At 59.3% G+C, this 19217-nt stretch carries 14 protein-coding genes and 1 pseudogene; 4 read left to right on the top strand and 11 right to left on the bottom strand.

Annotated elements, in window-relative coordinates; all coding sequences use genetic code 11:
* Positions 1-28 precede the first annotated feature (28 nt).
* From MESCI_RS19400 to MESCI_RS19365, 8 genes are all read right to left on the bottom strand, one after another.
* Positions 29-1135: an acyltransferase family protein gene (locus MESCI_RS19400; RefSeq protein WP_013531646.1), complete on the bottom strand. Its 1107-nt coding sequence runs from the start codon at positions 1133-1135 to the stop codon at positions 29-31.
* A 109-nt stretch (positions 1136-1244) separates the two neighbouring features.
* Positions 1245-2558 carry a 30S ribosomal protein S12 methylthiotransferase RimO gene (rimO, locus tag MESCI_RS19395; protein ID WP_013531645.1) on the bottom strand — a complete coding sequence of 438 codons (1314 nt, stop codon included), beginning with the start codon at positions 2556-2558 and terminating at the stop codon, positions 1245-1247.
* A 136-nt stretch (positions 2559-2694) separates the two neighbouring features.
* Positions 2695-3357, bottom strand: a complete 663-nt coding sequence (locus MESCI_RS19390; protein ID WP_013531644.1) for a TerC family protein — start codon at positions 3355-3357, stop codon at positions 2695-2697.
* A gap of 181 nt (positions 3358-3538) precedes the next feature.
* Positions 3539-3946, bottom strand: a complete 408-nt coding sequence (locus tag MESCI_RS19385; RefSeq protein ID WP_032808257.1) for a DUF930 domain-containing protein — start codon at positions 3944-3946, stop codon at positions 3539-3541.
* 56 nt (positions 3947-4002) lie between these two features.
* Positions 4003-4701: a DUF2161 domain-containing phosphodiesterase gene (locus MESCI_RS19380; RefSeq protein ID WP_013531642.1), complete on the bottom strand. Its 699-nt coding sequence runs from the start codon at positions 4699-4701 to the stop codon at positions 4003-4005.
* A gap of 102 nt (positions 4702-4803) precedes the next feature.
* The gene (locus MESCI_RS19375) at positions 4804-5601 is read right to left on the bottom strand and encodes a sterol desaturase family protein (protein WP_013531641.1); all 798 of its coding nucleotides are present in this window, start codon (positions 5599-5601) and stop codon (positions 4804-4806) included.
* A 177-nt stretch (positions 5602-5778) separates the two neighbouring features.
* Positions 5779-9504, bottom strand: a complete 3726-nt coding sequence (locus MESCI_RS19370; protein WP_245268550.1) for an autotransporter domain-containing protein — start codon at positions 9502-9504, stop codon at positions 5779-5781.
* A gap of 332 nt (positions 9505-9836) precedes the next feature.
* Positions 9837-10961: a helix-turn-helix transcriptional regulator gene (locus MESCI_RS19365; protein WP_013531639.1), complete on the bottom strand. Its 1125-nt coding sequence runs from the start codon at positions 10959-10961 to the stop codon at positions 9837-9839.
* A 411-nt stretch (positions 10962-11372) separates the two neighbouring features.
* Between MESCI_RS19365 and MESCI_RS19360 the strand changes: the two are divergent.
* Positions 11373-12616 (top strand): annotated as a pseudogene (locus MESCI_RS19360) (tyrosine-type recombinase/integrase).
* Positions 12617-12657: 41 nt separating this feature from the next.
* On the opposite strand, the gene MESCI_RS19355 reads toward MESCI_RS19360, so the two are convergent.
* Complete coding sequence (locus MESCI_RS19355) at positions 12658-14073, bottom strand: AlbA family DNA-binding domain-containing protein (protein ID WP_013531638.1); 1416 nt, start codon at positions 14071-14073, stop codon at positions 12658-12660.
* A 122-nt stretch (positions 14074-14195) separates the two neighbouring features.
* Complete coding sequence (locus MESCI_RS19350) at positions 14196-14513, bottom strand: hypothetical protein (RefSeq protein WP_013531637.1); 318 nt, start codon at positions 14511-14513, stop codon at positions 14196-14198.
* A 580-nt stretch (positions 14514-15093) separates the two neighbouring features.
* On the opposite strand from MESCI_RS19350, the gene MESCI_RS19345 reads away from it, so the two are divergent.
* From MESCI_RS19345 to MESCI_RS19335, 3 genes are all read left to right on the top strand, one after another.
* Positions 15094-15579 carry a hypothetical protein gene (locus tag MESCI_RS19345; protein ID WP_013531636.1) on the top strand — a complete coding sequence of 162 codons (486 nt, stop codon included), beginning with the start codon at positions 15094-15096 and terminating at the stop codon, positions 15577-15579.
* An 85-nt stretch (positions 15580-15664) separates the two neighbouring features.
* Positions 15665-16243: a recombinase family protein gene (locus MESCI_RS19340; protein ID WP_164919941.1), complete on the top strand. Its 579-nt coding sequence runs from the start codon at positions 15665-15667 to the stop codon at positions 16241-16243.
* A 110-nt stretch (positions 16244-16353) separates the two neighbouring features.
* Positions 16354-17457 carry an acyltransferase family protein gene (locus MESCI_RS19335; RefSeq protein ID WP_013531634.1) on the top strand — a complete coding sequence of 368 codons (1104 nt, stop codon included), beginning with the start codon at positions 16354-16356 and terminating at the stop codon, positions 17455-17457.
* A gap of 485 nt (positions 17458-17942) precedes the next feature.
* Here the strand turns inward: MESCI_RS19335 and MESCI_RS19330 are convergent, their stop codons facing one another.
* Positions 17943-19151 (bottom strand): DUF6161 domain-containing protein, encoded by a 1209-nt coding sequence (locus MESCI_RS19330; protein WP_013531633.1) that lies wholly within the window; start codon positions 19149-19151, stop codon positions 17943-17945.
* Positions 19152-19217: the final 66 nt, after the last annotated feature.

Here is a 19217-nt window from a genome sequence, read left to right as displayed (position 1 = left end):
TGAGGAGGGCGCCGCGAGGCGCCCTTTTTCATTCGGCGGGCTGCGCTCCGGCTGAGACGCGACGAAATCGCGCCAGGCCAGCATCGACCGCGCGGCCGAGCCAAATCCTCAGCAACCGCTGTGCGGGTCGTTCGCAGGCGCGCCAGATTGCCCACGAAACGAAAAGCATAAGTGCGCCGCAGCCAAAGGCGGCAAACCATTTGCCGATAAGGGGCGTCGCCGCATTGATGACGAGATAGCCGATGTCCTGGTGCAGCAAATAGAGCGGATAGGTCAGCCCGCCCAGCGCCAGAGTGAGCCCCGATGCCCTGATACGGCCGCGCAGCAGCACCGCACCGATCAAGGCCGCGTGCATGACGACGTCGGCGATGACCAGATTGGCCGACGAAACGGCAATGCCGTAGTGGCCAAGCATCCAGTGCTGCGTCACCGACAGCGTGCCGCAGGAGATCAGGAACGCGGCGGCAAGCAGCAGCATTGCAGGCAGTGAACGGCCATGCGCATGCAGGTGGTGGACCAGCACGCCGGCGGCGAAGAACGGTCCAAACTCGGTGATGAACAGCAGCCTGGCGGCACCGCTGCCGATGAAGAACTCGTTCAAGGCCGAGATCGCCAGCCAGATCAAGATCAGCTCCAGCTTGCGTCTCTGAAACAGCCCGGTGAGCAGCGCCAGCGTCACCCAGCCGTAGAACACCAGCTCAAGAACGATCGACCAGTAGACGCCGTCCATGAAGGGCTGGCCGAACGCCGGCGCCAACATCGACAGATTGGCGGCATACTGAACGAAAGAGGCCGAAAGCAGCGGCGACCCGGCAAGGAAGACAATCGCGAAGGTGATCGTCATGCAGAGCAGGAAGCCCGGATAGAGGCGAACGAACCGCGCGACCGCAAACTGGTCCCAACTGCGGTTTTCCGCCGACCAGGCAATGACGAAACCGCTGATCAGGAAGAACAGATTGACGCCGAGATAGCCGTAGAGGGCGAACGGTGCCGCAAGCGGATAACCCTCAGCCAGAATGCCCTCGGCAGCCGCGCCGCGAAAGAAATAATGGAAGAACACGACAGCCATCGCCGCGACCAGCCTGAGCAGGTCCAGCGTCGCAATGTAATTTTGTTCCGCAGGTCTGGTGTTCATCCGCATTTCCCGCATCTACGGTCAGCAAACCATAGAGCGGATCGCGGCTGAGCGGGTTAAGAGGCCTAGATTATCGCCAGATGTAGTAAATTTACGGCGGAACGAGGCGTCAGACCGCCGAACCATAGAGGTCATAGGCGTCGGCACGGTCGATCTTGACGGTGACGATATCGCCTTGGCGCAGCGGACGACGCGACTGGATGTGCACCGAGCCATCGATCTCGGGCGCGTCGTATTTGGTGCGGCCCTTTGCCGATGTGCCATGCGCCTCGTCGATCAGCACCGGGAGGCGCTTGCCGACTTTTCTGGCCAGCTGTGTCGCCGAAATCTTCTGCTGACGCTGCATGAAGCGGTGCCAGCGCGCCTCCTTGATTTCCTGCGGGACCTGTTCGAGACCGAGATCGTTGGAGCGGGCGCCGCGGACCGGCTCGTATTTGAAGCAGCCGGCGCGGTCGATCTTGGCTTCATCGAGCCAGTCGAGCAGCATCTCGAAATCGTCATCCGTCTCGCCGGGGAAGCCGACGATGAAGGTCGAGCGGATGGCCAGATCCGGACAGACCTCGCGCCAGCCGCGAATGCGCTCGAGCGTCTTTTCGCCATGCGCGGGCCGTCGCATGTTTTTCAGCACCTGCGGCGAGGCATGCTGGAACGGGATATCCAGGTAAGGGAGGATCTTGCCCTCCGCCATCAGCGGGATGACGTCGGCGACATGCGGGTAGGGGTAGACATAGTGCATGCGCACCCAGATGCCGAGCTTGCCCAGTTCCTCCGAAAGATCGAGGAATTTTGCGCGCACTTCACGGTCGCCGAACATCGACGTCTGGTACTTGATGTCGATGCCGTAGGCGCTGGTGTCCTGTGAGATGACCAGAAGTTCCTTGACGCCAGCCTTGGCCAGTTTCTCAGCCTCACGCAGCACATCTGCCGCCGGCCGCGAGACGAGGTCGCCACGCAGTGCGGGAATGATGCAGAAGGTGCAGCGGTTGTTGCAGCCTTCGGAAATCTTGAGATAGGCGTAGTGACGCGGCGTCAGCTTGACACCCTGCGGCGGCAGGAGATCGATATAGGGATCGTGCGACGGCGGTGCGGCCTCATGCACCGCGGCCATCACGCTCTCATAGGCCTGCGGCCCGGTGATCGCCAGCACGTTGGGGTGCTTTTCGCGAATGACGTCCGGCTCGGCGCCCAGGCAACCGGTGACGATCACTCGGCCGTTTTCCGAAAGCGCGGAGCCGATGGCGTTGAGCGACTCGTCGCGGGCGGAATCGAGAAAACCGCAGGTGTTGACGACGACGAGGTCGGCGCCGTCATGCTTGCGCGCGATTTCGTAACCTTCGGCGCGCAGGCGCGTGATGATGCGCTCCGAATCCACGAGGGCCTTCGGGCATCCAAGACTGACAAAACTCACGCGGGGAGCGGACATAGAGGGTTTCCGGGCTTTTCAGGATTGCCGGCGCAGTACCACACTTATTGCGGCATTGGTATGGGCAGGCCCGCGATGCGGCAAAACGCACGGCGGTCTTGCTTCGACGGAGTGAAGACGCGGATGTCCGCCAGCTTCAGCCGACCACGTTGTTCACATGTGGCCAGACCTCCACCGCGCCACGATAGACCATGTCCAGCGCGACATAGAGTATGATCAGCAGGCCGACATAGGCGATCCAGCGGTGGCGATGCAGCAGCTTGGCAATGAAGGTCGCAGCCAGCCCCATGAGCGCGATCGACAGCACAAGGCCGATGACCAGCACCGGAAAATGATCACGCGCCGCTCCAGCCACCGCCAGCACGTTGTCGAGCGACATCGACACATCGGCGACGACAATCTGCAAGGCAGCCTGGCCAAGGGTCTTGCGCTTCGACTTGCCGGCGACTGCCTGGTCACTGTTGAGGTCCGAATTCGACAGCGCCTCGGTCGCTTCCAGCTCATCGGCATGTGACGTGCGCAGCTCGCGGTACATTTTCCAGCAGACCCACAGCAGCAGGATGCCGCCGGCCAGCAGCAGGCCGACGATCGCCAGCAGCTTGACGGTAATTGCGGCAAAACCGATGCGCAGCACCGTTGCCGCAATCACGCCGATGAGGATCGCCTTCTTGCGTTGGTCAGCCGGCAGGCCGGCAGCGGCAAGGCCGATGACGATCGCATTGTCGCCGGCCAGCACGAGGTCGATGGCGATGACCTGGAGCAGGGCGGTCAGGCTGGCAGCGCTGAAAAAAATGTCCATCGACCGGAAGCCCTTGCTGATTTTGCCGAGTGTTCGTCGATTACCCAGAGGCCCTAACTTGGTGGTCCCTTGGCGTCAAGGGATCACGCGTGGCGCCATCACCGAAGCATCGTTACGTCAAGCCAGATCCAATGCTCGCGGCACTCGCCGACAGCCAGGCAAAACCATGGCCGATCGCCAATCAATCGTAGAGATTATACTTTGCCCAGTCGGCTTCCGGAATCTCGTCGCCGATCCGGTAGCGGAGTTGCAAGACTTCCATATGGTCCGGCCCGGTCTGGCACTTGAATTTCAGCCTATACCACTGCCCCTTGCTGCGAAACGCAGCACCCGGGCTCTTGATGGCATCGGCGCCCATCTCGGGCGTGGCAAAGGCGTAGGCGACGACGCGATCGGCTTTGAACTTGCGATCGTCATGGGTGATGCGGTCGAGCACTTCGGCGTCGCAACGCTGTTCAAGGCGAGTTTGGGGATCGAGTTTCATCAGTCCGGCGCGCAATGCATTGTCCATTGCGCTGGCTGGAAAACTCAGTGTCACTGACGCCAAGGCGGTCATGCAGAGCTTCTTCATGGGCGGGACAAGCAACATATTTTGTCGGAGAAATCAACCGAGCGGACCGCCTCGGACGCTGCGGGAATCTTCAATCATATGGCTGCTGCGTTCAAAATTGCGTGTCGGGATTCGTCGTGCGATGCCTGCGGCCAACGGACCAAAGAGGCACGGCCGGCATCGGTAAGATCGTACAGGCCGCGGTCGACGCGCGCGAACCAGCCATAGACATTGTGCTGCAGGATCTTGGGCGCGATCGGCGTCACCGCCTTCAGATCTCGCAGCCGCCTGGGGCCATCCACCATGGCGGCAGCGCAGGCGAGGGCGCTTTGGCGATAGGCGGTCATGATCGGATTGCGCGATCCTCCTCCGGCAACGGGATCGCCGCGACGGCGCTGGTGCTCGTCGACCAGGCGGGAGCGCCGGCGGGCATTCTTGCGCGGCGCCAGCGCGATCGGGCTGAGAAGCACCTCGACCCGGTCCGTCGCGGTCACGCCAAGCAAGCCGAAGCCAAGCCGGCGGCAGAGATTGCGGAACCTGGCATCGCTTTCGCGTCCCTTGCCGCGAGCCGACATGCGCGCGGCCAGCCACACCTCGTCGCAGGCCGCCGCACGATCGACACCTTGCAGCACCAGTTCGAGATTGAACTGCAGCTTCAACTCGCAGATGACGACAACCGGCGGCTCCCCCTCGCGCAACGCAACAACATCGCAGCCGTCGATCTCGCCTTTGACGACAAAGTCGAGGCTTTCGAGGAACCGCTTCACCGGCGCATAGAGTGAGGTCTCGTTCATGGCGCAAGGTTTAGCCGATTCGAGGCGAAAAGCCTTCCGGTGGTTCGGCGTCCTGCGGCTCGAAAGGGGACCGGTGTGGATACCGCAACGCCGGGCCAGCCGTCAGGTTTCGGCGTTCGGCACCGCCCGGTTCGGCAGCTTCCTGCGGCGCAGGAGCGGATAGCCGATCTGGCCGAAATAGGTGGAAGGGATCGGATCGTCGACGCCGTACTTCTCCGGCACCTTGTCACCGGTGGGATTGTAGGTGCCGAACAGCACGTCGAGGAAAGGCAACTGCCCGGCGAAGTTCTTGTCATAGGCTTCGCGCTGGTTGGCATGGTGCCAGCGATGGAACTGCGGGCTGGCGATCAGCCACCTCAAGGGGCCGAACGGAATCCGCACGTTTGAATGCACAAGCAGCGTATGTCCAAGGTAGAGAGTCGAAAAGACGGCGATCGACGCTTCCGAGAAGCCGAGGAAAAAGATCGGCGTCAGCGATATTGCCTTTGTGACGATGGCGTCGACGGGATGATTGTGGAAGGCCCCGAGCCAGTCGAGTTCCTCAATGCCGTGGTGAACGGCATGGAACTTCCAAAGCGCCGGGATTTTGTGAAAGGCCCGATGTGTCCAGTAGACGCCGACATCGGTGATCACGATGATTTCGGCAACCTGCAGCCAGACGGGCTGGCCGCTGACGGCATGCGTTATCGCTTGCGGGACCAGGAGTGCAGCGGCACCGAGCGCGCCTGCCGCCATCATGACGATGGCCAGCTTTATGATGAAGCCGTTGAACAGCAGATAAATCAGATCGACAGCGAAGCCCTTGCGAAAGATCTTCTGCGGCCGCTCGGCAAACAGATGTTCAAACGGAATGAAGATCAGGGCGCAGATCAGAAGTGCCTTGATGCCAAAGATATCCATCGATTCGCCTCAGCGCGCAGTCCGCGCCTCTGAGAGGAACCACATCTCCCTTTCCAAAGGCTAAAGGCTCTGCCTTTTGCGCGAGTGGCGGCGGCAAACGCGGATTGTGAATGGAACGCGGGCGGACGAGGAGACGCGAATGCGGGCTCGTTCTGCGGCGTGTGGCCCATCCCCCAGCTAGAACCTGACCGCGAGATTGGCTTTCACGCTCTGGTCTGCGGCGCGACTGCCGAATTGTCCCCCATAGGTGAGGCCGAGCGTGGCATTGTGTGCGATGGCGATGTCGAACCCGACATCGAGTATCAGCCCGTCCTTGGCGACCGGCACGCCCGCGACGGTGAATGGCGCGCCGCCGGCGAATGCGAAGCGCGACAGCGGTACGGCCTCGCCGAAGGCATGGCGCCAGCCGAGCGTGCCGCGAACCGTCGCCGCCATCTCGCCGACGGTGAACTCGCCTGAGGCATGTAGGCCGAGCGTGGTGAAGGTCGCATCGGTGATTGCCGAAGCGCTTGTCAGCGTCGCCGCGCCGCCTGTCTCGGTGAAGCCGTCAGTCCGGAGGTTCACATAGGCGAGATTGGCAAAGGGCTCAAAGCCTAAATTTCCAGCATGGATACCATAGCCCAGTTCGCCGAACACCTGCGCCGTTCCGGCGCGATAATCTGCCTTGAGGCTGTCATTGAAACCGGGGAAAGTGACGGAGCGGCTCGTCGCGATGTCGTGCCAAGTATAGGATGTACCGGTGCGCAAGCCGAGCGTGCCGCCCCCAACATCCCAAGTGGTGCCGCCATAGAGGCCGAGATGATAGTTGTCGCTCGAGCCCGACGAGGCGCGGTCTTTCACATCGAGGTTGGTGCGGCTGTATCCCGCCATGATACCCAATCGCCAGGTGTCGAAAATGGCGGCGTCACCGCCAGCCAGGAAACCGCCAGTCGAGCGGTCAACGCGGGCAGCATTGCCGTCGCTGCCAGTATGGCCCCATGAACCAAAGCCCTGACTCCAGAGGGCGAAGCGATCGGTGTCCGACGCCACTGCAGCGGTCGTATTGGGATCGAGCGAGACATAGGCGCCCGCAGCACCGCCATAGGTCTGATCGGCGTAGGCCATGACCGGAGCGGCCGATGCACCGACGATACCGAAAGCGGCCCGGATGCGGTTCGTCGCCGCGTCGCGCAGAAGACGGCTATCTTCGATGAGGGAAGTCTGCGCCGAGGGATACACCTCGCCCGAGAGCTGGTCGAAGGCATCACGTGCCTGCACATCGGTCGCGAGGTTGAGGATGACGTTGTACAGGGATCCGGATGTCGGCAGGCTCTCGAGCCCCCCAGCGGTTGCGATCTGATTGCGGGTCAAGGCTGCGTCGGTGAAGTTGCGGTATTTTAGGATGTCGAGATAGGCGTTGTTGGTGTCATAGGTATCGACAAGCCTGAGGAAGGCGGTGTTGACAACTCCAGTCAAGGCAGCGAACTGCCCGGTCAGCCCGGCATCGGCGGTCAACACCGTATAGCGGGTGCCCGGCACCGCAATGCCGCCCGCGGCGTTCACGGTCAGCGTCGCGCCAGTGATCGTCGCGGTGCCGGAGGTGCTGAACCTGTCGGCCTGGCCGGCCGTGTTGATATCGATCGCCATGATGCTGCCAGTCGCGAAAGCGGTATTGCCGCCGGTTTGCCGGATCACATCGCCGGCGCCAGCGTCGGCCATTGTCAAGGTGCCTTGATTGGTGAACTGAAACAGATTGGTCCATTGCGTCGTCTCCGCGACGCCGGCGGAGTTTCCACCGACGGCGGTCCCGTCGTTGACCAGCCTGCTGGCGCCACCGCCGAAATCACTGGTTCCACCGGCGCCGTTCCAGTTCCCGTCGTTGGCGAACAGTGTCGCGCCGCCGGCAAACTGCGCTGTACCGACGATCGAACCGGCGTTTGTGAGCGCCATCGTCGCGGCATTGGTCTCGATCGCCGCATCGCTGGACAATCCGGAAAGACTACGGATCGCGCCCGACGAGGCGACGTTGATGGCGCCCGTCCCACCAGTCAAAGTCAGGCCACGCGTCGCGCCCGTCACCGTGCCGGCGACTTGCACATCCACTACGCCGTTGCCCGTCGCGACGATGCCCTCGGCCGACGTTCCGGTCACCGCGCCATTGGCGATCACCGTGATCGCGCCCGTGCCAAGATTGGTTGCCTGGATACCTGTCGTACCCGAGACATTGCCATTCGTCGTCACATTGATCGTGCCAGCGCCCACCGGATTGTCCTGGAGCGCGAAGATCGCCGTAGCCGCAGTTGCGTTCACAGCACCCGTTATCACCGCGACATTGCCGGCCGAGCTTTCAGCGTCGATACCTCGGCCAGTCGTCGCGGTGATCGGACCAACCGCCTTCACGGTCACCGAACCTGTACCGACAGTCCCTGCGACAATCCCGCTGCTCGCGTCGATCGCGCCGTTCGCCGTGACATCGACGTTGCCGCTTCCCGAGGAAAGGCCAGCGAAGATACCGGGGCCGCCCGCCTTCACATCACCGTTCGCCACGATCGTCACATTGGCCGTCGCCGACAGCATCTCAACGTCGATGCCGATCTTGCCGGCAGCCAGCGCCGTCACCGCGCCCGTCGTGACGCCGATGTTGCCGCCCGTCGCCGTGTCGCGCACCACGATGCCGCCGCCACTCGTCGAGCTGCTGGCGCCGGATATATCGACCGTGACCGTGCCCGGGCCATAGTTCTGAATATTCACCGCATCGTCGCTGCCGCCGACGAAGCCGCCCGCGCCCGTCACCGAGAGATTACCCGTGCCGCCGCCGCCACCAATCAAGGTCAGGCCGGAACGCGCGCCCATCACCGTGCCGGCGACCTGCACGTCCACCGCGCCACCACCGTTCGCGACGATGCCGTCAAAGGATGTGCCGGTCACCTCACCATTGGCGATCACGCTGATCATGCCCGTGCCGGAGTTACCTGCGAGGATGCCTCCAGTGCCCGAGACATTGCCGTTGGTCGTCACATCGATTGTGCCTGTGCCTGTGCCGGTCCCTATTGCATAGACCGCCTGACCGCCCGTCGAGGTCACCGCACCCGTTGTTATCGAGACATCGCCCCGGCCCTGAGCGAAGACGCCAAGGCCCGACGCCATTGTCGCGGTGACCGGTCCCATCGCCTTCACCGTCGTCGAGCCGTTGCCCAAGTTCTGCGCGATAATGCCGTTGCCTGCGTCGATGGCGCCGTTCGCCGTGATATCGATGTTGCCAGTTCCTGTGGAGGAAACTCGACCCAAGATACCGGTATTGCCCGCCTTCATGTCGCCATTCGCCACGATCGTGAGATTGCCTGCCGTCGAAGACGACTGGACGTCGATACCGAACATGCCAGCAGCCAGCGCCGTCACCGCGCCCGTGGTGACATCGATGGAGCCACTCGCCGCCGTGTTACGCACCACAATGCCTGAGCCGGCAGCCGCCGTGATATCGCCGGTGGCATCGACATCGATCGAGCCCAGGCCATTCTGCTTTATTGCGAAGGCATCGCCACTGCCGTTATTGGTGATCGCGCCGCTGCCTGTGTACGTGATCAGGTTGGAGGCGGCATCGATATTGAGTGCCGCGGTCCCGCCGGCTGTTGGCGTGTTGCCCGCATCGACACTGATCGTGCCGTTGTTGACGACCATGACGGCGCCATTGCCGGTATTCTCGATCGCGAGGCCAAATCCGCTGACCGTCGCCCCGGCATCGATCGCGAGGTGGGCCGTAAACGGTGAAGCAAATGAATAGCTCCGGTCGCTGGGCGGAGAGGTCGGATGGGTCGTATTGGTCGTGGAGGTGGTGCCGCACTGCACATCAGTTCCCAGAGTGACCGTACATGCCGCCTGCGCCTGCGGGGAAAAGAAAACAGCCGAGCCGGCGAAACCGGCCATGCCGATTGCGAAACGCAGTGCCGAGCGACTGGCCTGCGAGAGGAGTTGCGCGCGCAAGGAAACGAGTGGGTAGGCTTTGTCTGCCGAAAAACCGTAGAGTCTCATGATAGGCCCGCCCCATCGTCCAATAAATGCAATCTGCCGTCATCAGAACAGCCCAAGCAAAGCAATGCTTCGAGCAAATCAGTGCTTCAGATTCGCAATAACGGATGATGGGTGGGCGATATATATATCAAATGCCATAGACCGGCCAAAGAGTGGCGCACTGTCGCTGGCTCGCCACAGTCGCAACGCCCTGCACTCGAAGAACCTTAATGTGCTATTGCAGCTTGTTAGGGCAGAAGACGAAATGCATTCAGCAGCGCAATGAGCTGACTCTGCCTCTGCGTATCTGTCTTGCGAAAAATCTTGTCCAGATGAACGCGTGCGGTGCCGTAGGCCATGTTTTCCCTGATCGCTATTTCCTTCAAGGACAATCCGCTTGCGAGCGCGAGCGCGACGGAAGCTTCTTTCCCTGTCAGCCCAAAGGTTTTTCGCAGTTGATCGGCTAAGCTCGTCGACAGGGCCAAACGTGATTCGCGCGCCAGCACCACCGCGCAAGGTCCAGCCGACAGGCCGAACATCTCGCCGTCGGGCAACAATCCAATCGACAATACCAGTTGGTCGCCGCGCTCCGACCGCAAGATCAAATCGGCAGCCGAAATGGGAAACTCGCTCTCGTCCACCCGGCAGACTCGTGCAACCGCACGTTGCAGCATTTGGGTTTGCGTGGAATCGGAGGTGGCCAGATGGCCACCGTTCGCCGTCAGCAGAGTGATCGGCTGTACCAAAAGTCTTTGCGCGGCGTCATTCATGTCAAGGATGCGCAGGCGCGGATCGACGATAAAGCCGGCGAAGGGCAGGTGGCCGAGCAGCGATTGGAGCACAGGTCGCGCCTCGAAATGTCGGCCCAAACCCGCAGCGCGCTGCAGATGAGGCGTGATCAGGGCGAGCATCGCACGATCATCGGCGTCGAACGCCGGCTGCCCCCGGCCTCGCTGCACGTCGAAAAACCAGTAGTTCTTTTCCGACGCGCGCAGATTGCAGAACATGCCGTCATACATGTCCTGCGGCATCATCCATTCGTTCCAGACGGAGGTGCGTTCAATACGGTGCCGCCCAATCAACTGGGTGTCGCTAAAAACCCGGCCAAGCGGCGCGGCCACACGCGGCGCAAAGAGTTCGTTGGTCGCGAAATGGTCAAGGAAAATCCTGTCCCAATAGGGGTCGCGGCTCGGTGAGACGCAAAAGCTATCCTCGACATTGGCCCAGTCCATGCCCGAGAAACAGGCTCTGGAGCCATGAAACATGGCTTGCAACTGAAGGATCACGTCAAGCCAAATCGATTGATCGTAGGCGGCCTCATATATGCGACCGATCACTACCGACAGGCGCTCGTGAGAGATCGAATATCCCATAAGCCTTGCGAAATATACAACCAGAATGAAGTGTTAGCATACCTCTGATTGCGGTCGATGCAAGGGATAGAACGTCGAATGAGCAGGGGGGTTACCAGTGCTGACGCCTAAGGTCAGGAGAAAGCAGACATGATGTTTGACGCTTCGCCCTTACCTCCACGGAGGCGGAAATCGGCGTACTCAGTTCTGTATGCTCTGTATGCCCTTCTCGATCGACTGGCGGAGGAAGTGTCCGTCCGCCTAACTCACGCTTAATTCCGCCGAGTTCCGAAAGCTCAATAAACGCAACGCGCTAACAGCCTAAATCGCTCCGAAGAGTTCTGCCCAATTCCGGCCAAATCCAATGCTTGTTTGTGGGTTGGATTGTAGGTATATTTTGCCCATCACAAAACAATAGTGTTGGACGGGCGTATGGCTAGATCGATCAACAATCTAAGCGCTGTCGAAGTGGCGAAGAAAGCCAAGCCGGGCACCTACGGTGACGGCGGCGGCCTTTATCTCCAAGTGGCGAAGAGCGCCGCGAAGGGTGCCCAGGAGGGCGACGTCACTAAGTCCTGGCTTTTCCGCTTCATGATCGGGGGCAAGGCCCGGTACATGGGACTCGGGGACGTTCAGACGTTCTCCCTGAAAGAGGCACGGGAACGAGCGCGCGACGCCCGCCAGAAGGTCACCGATGGCATAGACCCTATTGAAGTTCGGAAGGAGAAGAAGGCCACTCTTCGGGCAGAAGATGCCAAGCGCGTGACGTTCAAGCAGGCCTCGGAGCGCTACATCACGGCGCACTCCGCTGGCTGGAAGAACGCCAAACATGCGGAGCAGTGGCGCAATACGCTCGCAACGTATGCGTGGCCTGTGATCGGGGACTTGCCGGTGGCAAAGGTGGACACCGCCCACGTCATGCAAATCCTTGAACCGATCTGGGCGACGAAAACCGAAACAGCGACCCGCGTCAGAGGTCGCGTCGAATTGGTGCTCGATTGGGCCAAGGCTCGACACTACCGCAGCGGGGACAACCCAGCACGGTGGCGCGGTCATCTCGACAAGCTGCTTCCGGCCCGGTCGAAAGTCGCCAAGGTTGAGCATCATGCGGCCATGCCGTACGCAGGGCTTCCCCCATTCATGGCTCAACTCCGCTCAATGGGAAGCATATCGGCTCGTGCGCTCGAGTTCACCATCTTGACCGCTGTCCGGACTGGCGAGGCTATCGGGGTGATGGAGGGCGAGGTTGATTTCGCTAACAAGCTATGGACGATCCCGGCCGCGCGCATGAAGGCCGACCGACCGCACCGCGTCCCGCTCTCGGATCGCGCGATCGCGCGATCGAGATTTTGAAGAGCGTTCCACGCGAGGCGGATAGCCCCTATCTCTTCCCCGGCGCTCGAACCGGGAAGCCGCTCAGCAACATGGCAATGCTGGAACTGCTCCGGGGCATGGAAGGAATGGACGGCCTAACCGTCCACGGTTTCCGCTCAACGTTCCGCGATTGGGCAGCCGAGCGCTCAAATTTCCCGCGCGAAATCGCGGAGGCGGCGTTGGCGCACGTCATTTCAGATAAGACGGAGGCCGCGTATCAGCGCGGTGATCTGTTGGAAAAGCGGCGCAAGCTTATGACCGCATGGGCCGCTTTTGCGGATAAAGGGGCAAAGCGTGTCTGAGGTGCTGCTTCACGCTAGCCCAGGCGGGCCGGGCAACGTTTTTATCTAGACTTGCCACGACCCATCGTGACCTTCTGAGCGCGCTCTCCGAGAAGCAGTAGCCTTGTCATGGACAAGTCTTCCCCCTCTTCCTCTTCCTCCTTTTGGCCCGCCATCCCAAAAGCTGTAGCCGGCAATCCGAGTGCGCTACACAGAGTTAGGAACAACACCGTGGCATCAATCTGTAACTCGGCTTCCTCGTTAAATTCGGGCCTATTGTATGGCTTGATTTCTTTGCAACTATTCGGCCCTTTACCGGGAGGGACATAGGAAGTGTTGTCCTGGACTACTGGTATGCCATGCTGGACCATGAAGGATACAACTTCCTTCAAATCAACAAACGGTACTCGACGCCAGAAATTACTAAGTTGAATTTTGTAGAACAAGCGCCACCTCAATCCCTCACGAGCTAGTAGGGCCTTTTTGCGTCGCATAATACTATAGAGGACGGCATACAGCTGGCTGATGTCCACCAAATGAAAACCTCGCAGGTTGTCACTTGACGATTTCCGCATAAACGCTTCTCTAAACTCATAGCCCTCAAGGAACTGCCCCATGTCTCGCACCTCGTTGACCCATACACTGTTCAGAGGAAGCAGAATTTCGCTGGAGCAATTGTAATCATACCGCCAGGAGAAAACTGCTCCTGTGGCGTTGTTATTTCTTATTTGACGTCCGATGAAACCGCTATCCGTGGTAAAAATATTGTCGAATGGTATACCTCCATCGGCAGGGTCAAGACTACTCATGAATCCAGCGAAGTCGTCGAATTCAAGCTTCGAAGTTAGCTGCCTCTCTTTCCAAGGATCGGGGAAGAAGCAGATGCGTACCGTACTGATGTGCCCCTCAGCCTCCGACAGGCCCACTTTTTTATGGACGAATTTATCGAATGCCTTTTTAGTATCATCGCCGCGCTTCCACAGCAGATCTAAGAAGTGCCGGTCAGTCTCAGGCCTCGGCTCTGAAGAGTCCGCCACCCTACGGTATATCACCCCAGAGCCATGCACATAGGGAGCATTGTTCCCGACCGGAACTCCGATGGCGATGACAGAATGGTCCGCATCAATTCCGAGTGCCTTGTCAGGCCCGTTGAGTATTTTTGTTTCAAAAGTTGGCGGCGGTGACACCAAGGCGCTGGCCGCTTGCCTAATGGCTTGCTCGGCGGCGGGAACTTCCGTGGTCAATATCCCTGGAAAGCCTCCTGCAACTCTGCGGCCGTCGGCACTCTCCTTAACGCCGTAGAACAGCCACCCTCCATAGGTATTGGCGAACGCACTCAGAGACTTGGCGATTGATCGGCCATTCGGAATCTCTTGCTTATACTCGACGTACCAACCTTCAGGAACGTCACGCAGCACCGACAAGTCGCTAACCGCCACATCCTCGATAGCTTTTTCGAACGGATTATAGCCATACATGCGCTATCACCTCGAGGTGTGCCCCCTCTGCACGATCATCTGGCGGAAGGGGCAAGTGAGTCAGAAAGAGATCTGAATATTGCCGGTCTTAAATGCTATCCGCTAAACTTGGGTTCTGACCTTTAGTCTTCTGTCGGATCGAACATCGTCGACATTAGGTCTTTGGACCAATCGTCTCCGTCGATCTTACTGAATTCGTATATTGCTTTCCGCAGGACTTTTCGATCCTTGAAACCGTAGTAGGTCGAGAGGTACAGAAAGAGGCCCATGGGAGTCTGGAGTTTGGAGTCCAACCAATCTTCATCGCAGGCCCCACCGCTCGCGAGATAGTTTTCAGTGCGCGCGTCTTGTTCGTCAATGTTTACGACAATAAGGTCATGAATGACCATCGGCTCATCATCGACGTTCCAGAGGATTAGAGCTTTGTTCTCAGCTACCATTTTTCGTCACCTAATGCTTTGAGTGTCACGGCTCCGGGCTATTCAGCGCCCGTAGCATGCCGGCTTCAAAAATTCTCGCAAAATTTGCGAGGGACCACGTAGGGGGCAGGCCGGGGGCCGGCATCAGCGAAAGCCCCTCTGCGTCAAATGAGAATGAGGGGGGTGGGAGCTCAAAAGCCATATCGATATGCGCCCCGCACACGGCCCACAACGCGCGGCGTGCACGGCCCGGCCATCACATGCCCAATGACGTTGAATGCGCGTCCACGGCCCGCCCACAGCCACGGCGTTCATGGCCGCCCGATCCACCATCCGCCGTGATCGCAACACGCCACGTTGAGCCATACCCCAGGCTCCCGATCCGATCCGCAGCCCTCACGATGCGTGTTCAAAAAACCCCTCCGAAATGCCCGCGCCTTAAGGGCGGAAATCCGGGCTTTTGAGCCTGTCATTTTTGCGTTCAAAAACCATTTGTTTTTCGCACATTGGCGCTTGACTGCCGCACATAGTAGAGCGACATTTTTCAAGTAAATTCAGTTGCTTAACGCGGTCAGCCGCAACATCGAACGGAGATACAGCTATGCAAGTCACGCGCACGTTTTCACACCGCGAGTTTGGCCACTTGGGCGAGGCAACTTTGGCCGTTGAAAAAGGCAAATGGACACTCGACGGCCAAGCCCTTCCCGACCCCTCGGTTGAATACCTCATGGGCTTCGCCCTCCAATCCCTGCAGGACGCATACGCGGGTGCCAAGAGTCAGGAGGCGGCCAGCGCCGCTTTCGACGCCAAGCGCAAACGGTTGATCGAGGGAGCCATTGGGCGAACGGCTGGCCCGGCCGAAGAGCCGCACGTTCGGTTTATCCGGCAGATGGTTCGCAATGCGCTCAGCCCCGACAACAAGGCCCGATATGAGCAGACCGAGGCGAAAGACCGGAACAAATTCCTCATGGTGCTTTTCACGGGGCTACCCACCTCGAAACGCGAGCGTCTCGACGCCCAAGCGCGGACTGCCCATGAGGCATCACTCGCCGCGAAGGCCGCGACCGAGTTTGAACTAACCATCTAACGGCATCGCCAATGTTCTGCTGGGCGGCTCGCGAAAGCGGGCCGTCTGGTTGAACGCTAGGCACTTCATGGAAAGGGCGAACGCCATGCGCGCCGCACTCTACCTCCGCGTATCCACCGACCAGCAAAACACCGACCGACAAGAGCGCGAATTGCGGGAAGTCGCGGGCCGTACGGGGTGGGATATTGTCCAAGTCTACCGCGATCACGGCGTTAGCGGGGCAAGCGCCAAGCGCCCCGCCTTCGAAGCTCTCTGCAAAGACGCTGCCCGCCGACGCTTCGACGTCGTGATGGCGTGGAGCGTTGATAGGTTGGGCCGTTCACTTCAGGGCCTCGTCGCCTTCCTCTCCGACCTCCACGCTCTCCGCGTCGATCTGTTCCTCCACCAGCAGGGTATCGACACGACTACCCCGGCGGGCAAGGCCATGTTTCAGATGATGGGCGTGTTCGCGGAGTTTGAGCGCGCAATGATAAGCGAGCGCGTCAAATCGGGCCTCAACACAGCTCGGGCGAAGGGCAAGCGGCTTGGCCGTCCTCGCGTGGCTAAGGCGACGGAGGAAGCGATTGCCCATGATCAAGGGAGCGTCCGCGCTCTCGCGGCAAAGCATGGCGTAAGCGTCGGCACTGTGCAGCGGATCAAGAATGCCGCAGTGCCCGCCGGCTGACGCACTATTTTGCGCGAGCTCGGCAACTCGATGAGAAGAAAGAGGTTGAACATCAGCGATGTCGATAAACTAATTCTTGCAACGGTGACTGGCCTCAACTATGGCAAGCTATGGGGAAGGGGACTTCTAGGCTTGACGGACTGGACGCGTTGCGCGGCATGGCCGCAATCGCAGTGGCGATCTACCATACGCTTATTCTGATGAAGCTGGTCCCGGTTCCAGAGTTGCCATGGATTGTCACGACATTCTACATCGCCGTGCCGCTCTTCTATGCTGTTTCGGCTTTCTCGATGTGCGCTGGCTATGTCGATAGATTGGAAAACGGCGCGCAGATCGGGGCCTTCTACGCTAGACGCTTCCTACGCATAGCGCCGCTCTTCTATGTGATGATCGGTGCTTGGATACTGTTCTATTCGTATCTGTGGGGCTCTTGGCATCTCCCGCCACTTGGCGATATCGCTCTCAATTTCGCTTTCATCTTCAATTTTTTCCCATCGGCCTCCAGCAGTGTTGTCGCTGCGGGATGGTCTCTCGGCAACGAGGCCATTTTCTACGCTCTGTTTCCGGCGCTGATTATCATCCTGACAAATGTCTGGCGCTGCGTTTGGGCTCTACTTTTCTCTCTGGCTGTCGCAGTGTTTGCCGGCATCATGCTGACGTCGGTCCCCAACCAGTTCGGCTGGTTCACAATTTTGGTCCAGGCTCCGTTCTTCATAGTTGGCATCTTGATGTTCCACATCTTCACGAGACTGAAGGACAAGACTGCAACGGAGAGGAAGTGGCTGGCCTTGGCCCTTATCGCTCTGTCCGGCGTCAGCCTCTATTTGCTGTCTCAAGTGCCCGGATCATGGATGATATTCGACGGATGGTCCGCCTCGCCTCACCTGATCGGTCTGGCCTTCTCGCCTCTTGTGTTGTCGTTCGCCCTGTTCAAGTTTTTCGTTCTTGTGAACCGCTTGACGGTCTACATTGGGACGATCAGCTACGGCATTTATTTGATCCATCCGCTTGTGATCGCTTCAATCAATAGCTCGCCGCTGAAGTCGATGCTGCCGGAGTTGTCGGTATTGGTGGTGATATTGTCGGTACTGATCCCCGTCGTCGCTCTGGCGTCTGTCTCCTATCGGTGGTTTGAACTCCCGTTCATGAGGCTGACGAGCAGGCCCAAGAAATCGGTTCTGACGCCACAGCCAGCCGCATTACCCGCCGAATAAATCGGCGCTCGACTGGCTCGCGCCTCACTGTGGCGTAAATCGCGGGCTGTTCGGATTCGGTGGCGATGATCGGTTTCATGACGCTGTCTCCGTTTTTCCAACAGTGAACAAAATGAGGAACGAAAGAGTCAAGAGGCCCTTGACCGTCAAGGAATACGTTCCTCATTTTCAGCGTATGCCGGAGCAACCAGAAAAGTGGCCGAAGGGAGTCCCATGGACCCTGATGCATGCCCCACAACGCAGGGCAGATTGTGCGCATCCGCTGCGGTCATTGCAACATTAAGCGCTTTTACAAGCCGCTTGAATTGCCGGAGGTTATAGGCAACGTCACGGTTGATCAGTAGCAGGCGAAAGTTCGCTGCGAAAAATGCGCCGAGCTATCCCATCCGGTGGGGCAGGAATTGGTCGAAATCCGATCTCGGCGGTTGGTTGAGATCCGATGGGAGCGGCGAGTGGTGTGGCGGGATGAAAAGTAGCCACCCCTCTTATTTCCTCCCGGCCATCTCCAACAGGTCTGACAAGTTTGGGGGGGCGATTTCGGAGTGAGTGCTGCCATCCACCGGACGAAAAAGGGCGTTGAAGACAATCGCCAACTCAGCCGGCGTTGCGGCTTGATCTGCAGTAAGAGCGCTATAGGTCGCAGCGATTGTGCCTCGGATGCGGGCGTCTGCACCGAGGGCAAGGTTTTGGACAATTACCCGGCTGACGTGCCGTAGCAACCAAGCGAAGGCCAGTGTGGGGAGCGTAACGAACGCAAGCGGCACGAGGGCAAGTAGACCTGCGTCTTGACCAGTTCCGACGATACGTTGATGGGCGTTTGCAACCAGATCAACACCGTAATGTGTCAGCCAATATGTTCCGCCTCCGAGACCGAGCAGGAATAGAGCACCGAACCCGAGCGCTATTTTCACGTGATCGTTTGCTTTGTTCGACCAGTAGGTTGTCGGCGCCTCTAGAATGAGGCGATTTCGCACCTTGTCCTCAAGTTCTAATATCCGGTCGTTGGAGTCAGCTAGGGCTTGCGCTAGCTGCGCTTGGGCGTATTTGACGGCATCGGAAGAGCTTTTGCGGAACTTGTCGATATCGGCCCCGGTATCGGTTTGGGTCTTCTCGCGCCAAATTTCAAAACCGCGCTTTATCTCCTCCGCCTCGTCTCGATGAGCGAGCGCATCGCCCACAATACTAGTCAATTGGTCGGCCTCGGCCTTGGTCACTGTCGACGGCTTCAGTTCCATTACGGCGCCAAGCCCAGACAACCACAAAGCCCAAGGGAATGGCTGACGACCGCCTTGGTCGGGCCACGCATTGCTAGGTCCGAGATTGACAGCTATTGAGGCAACGGCGCCGGGGTACAGGTTGGGCTTTTCAGCCTTCAGCTTGCTGAGCAGGCGTCCGTGTAAGCCTTCGCTCAAAATCGCGCCCCGCTCTTCCACAATTTTGAGTGCCTCTTCGAGTTGAGGTCCAGTATTTAGCGCGTCTTGAAATATCCTCGTTGTGAGGGGATCGAGGAATTGAAGGCCCGCAGGCCCCCCTGGAAGGGGAAAATGCCTCGGTTGGTTCTGCTCTCCCCAATGCGTGATTTCAGACGTCAGGAACTTATGCAGTTCTTCCTGAGTGCGAAATGTCCTACTCCATCGCTGGTTAGGAACATTGAACCTGGCGGGATATCCGCCGTCTGTAAATTTGATTGGCATGGTTCCCCCCAAGATCTCGCCAAACCCGAGACTTTATTAGCCCGGAAGCTTTGGGGTAGTATTCAT

Origin of the sequence: Mesorhizobium ciceri biovar biserrulae WSM1271 (assembly GCF_000185905.1) — a bacterium.
In the GTDB taxonomy this organism is placed as follows: domain Bacteria; phylum Pseudomonadota; class Alphaproteobacteria; order Rhizobiales; family Rhizobiaceae; genus Mesorhizobium; species Mesorhizobium ciceri.
The sequence above is the reverse complement of the archived record's forward strand: the minus strand, read 5'-3'. Positions and strand labels throughout refer to the sequence as shown.

Bases quoted from the DNA above. Each gene is read 5' to 3' on its own strand.
- MESCI_RS19400 (WP_013531646.1), bottom strand. From the start codon at position 1,135: ATGAACACCAGACCTGCGGAACAAAATTACATTGCGACGCTGGACCTG.
- rimO (WP_013531645.1), bottom strand. From the start codon at position 2,558: ATGTCCGCTCCCCGCGTGAGTTTTGTCAGTCTTGGATGCCCGAAGGCC.
- MESCI_RS19390 (WP_013531644.1), bottom strand. From the start codon at position 3,357: ATGGACATTTTTTTCAGCGCTGCCAGCCTGACCGCCCTGCTCCAGGTC.
- MESCI_RS19385 (WP_032808257.1), bottom strand. From the start codon at position 3,946: ATGTTGCTTGTCCCGCCCATGAAGAAGCTCTGCATGACCGCCTTGGCG.
- MESCI_RS19380 (WP_013531642.1), bottom strand. From the start codon at position 4,701: ATGAACGAGACCTCACTCTATGCGCCGGTGAAGCGGTTCCTCGAAAGC.
- MESCI_RS19375 (WP_013531641.1), bottom strand. From the start codon at position 5,601: ATGGATATCTTTGGCATCAAGGCACTTCTGATCTGCGCCCTGATCTTC.
- MESCI_RS19370 (WP_245268550.1), bottom strand. From the start codon at position 9,504: ATGGCCGGTTTCGCCGGCTCGGCTGTTTTCTTTTCCCCGCAGGCGCAG.
- MESCI_RS19365 (WP_013531639.1), bottom strand. From the start codon at position 10,961: ATGGGATATTCGATCTCTCACGAGCGCCTGTCGGTAGTGATCGGTCGC.
- MESCI_RS19355 (WP_013531638.1), bottom strand. From the start codon at position 14,073: ATGTATGGCTATAATCCGTTCGAAAAAGCTATCGAGGATGTGGCGGTT.
- MESCI_RS19350 (WP_013531637.1), bottom strand. From the start codon at position 14,513: ATGGTAGCTGAGAACAAAGCTCTAATCCTCTGGAACGTCGATGATGAG.
- MESCI_RS19345 (WP_013531636.1), top strand. From the start codon at position 15,094: ATGCAAGTCACGCGCACGTTTTCACACCGCGAGTTTGGCCACTTGGGC.
- MESCI_RS19340 (WP_164919941.1), top strand. From the start codon at position 15,665: ATGCGCGCCGCACTCTACCTCCGCGTATCCACCGACCAGCAAAACACC.
- MESCI_RS19335 (WP_013531634.1), top strand. From the start codon at position 16,354: ATGGGGAAGGGGACTTCTAGGCTTGACGGACTGGACGCGTTGCGCGGC.
- MESCI_RS19330 (WP_013531633.1), bottom strand. From the start codon at position 19,151: ATGCCAATCAAATTTACAGACGGCGGATATCCCGCCAGGTTCAATGTT.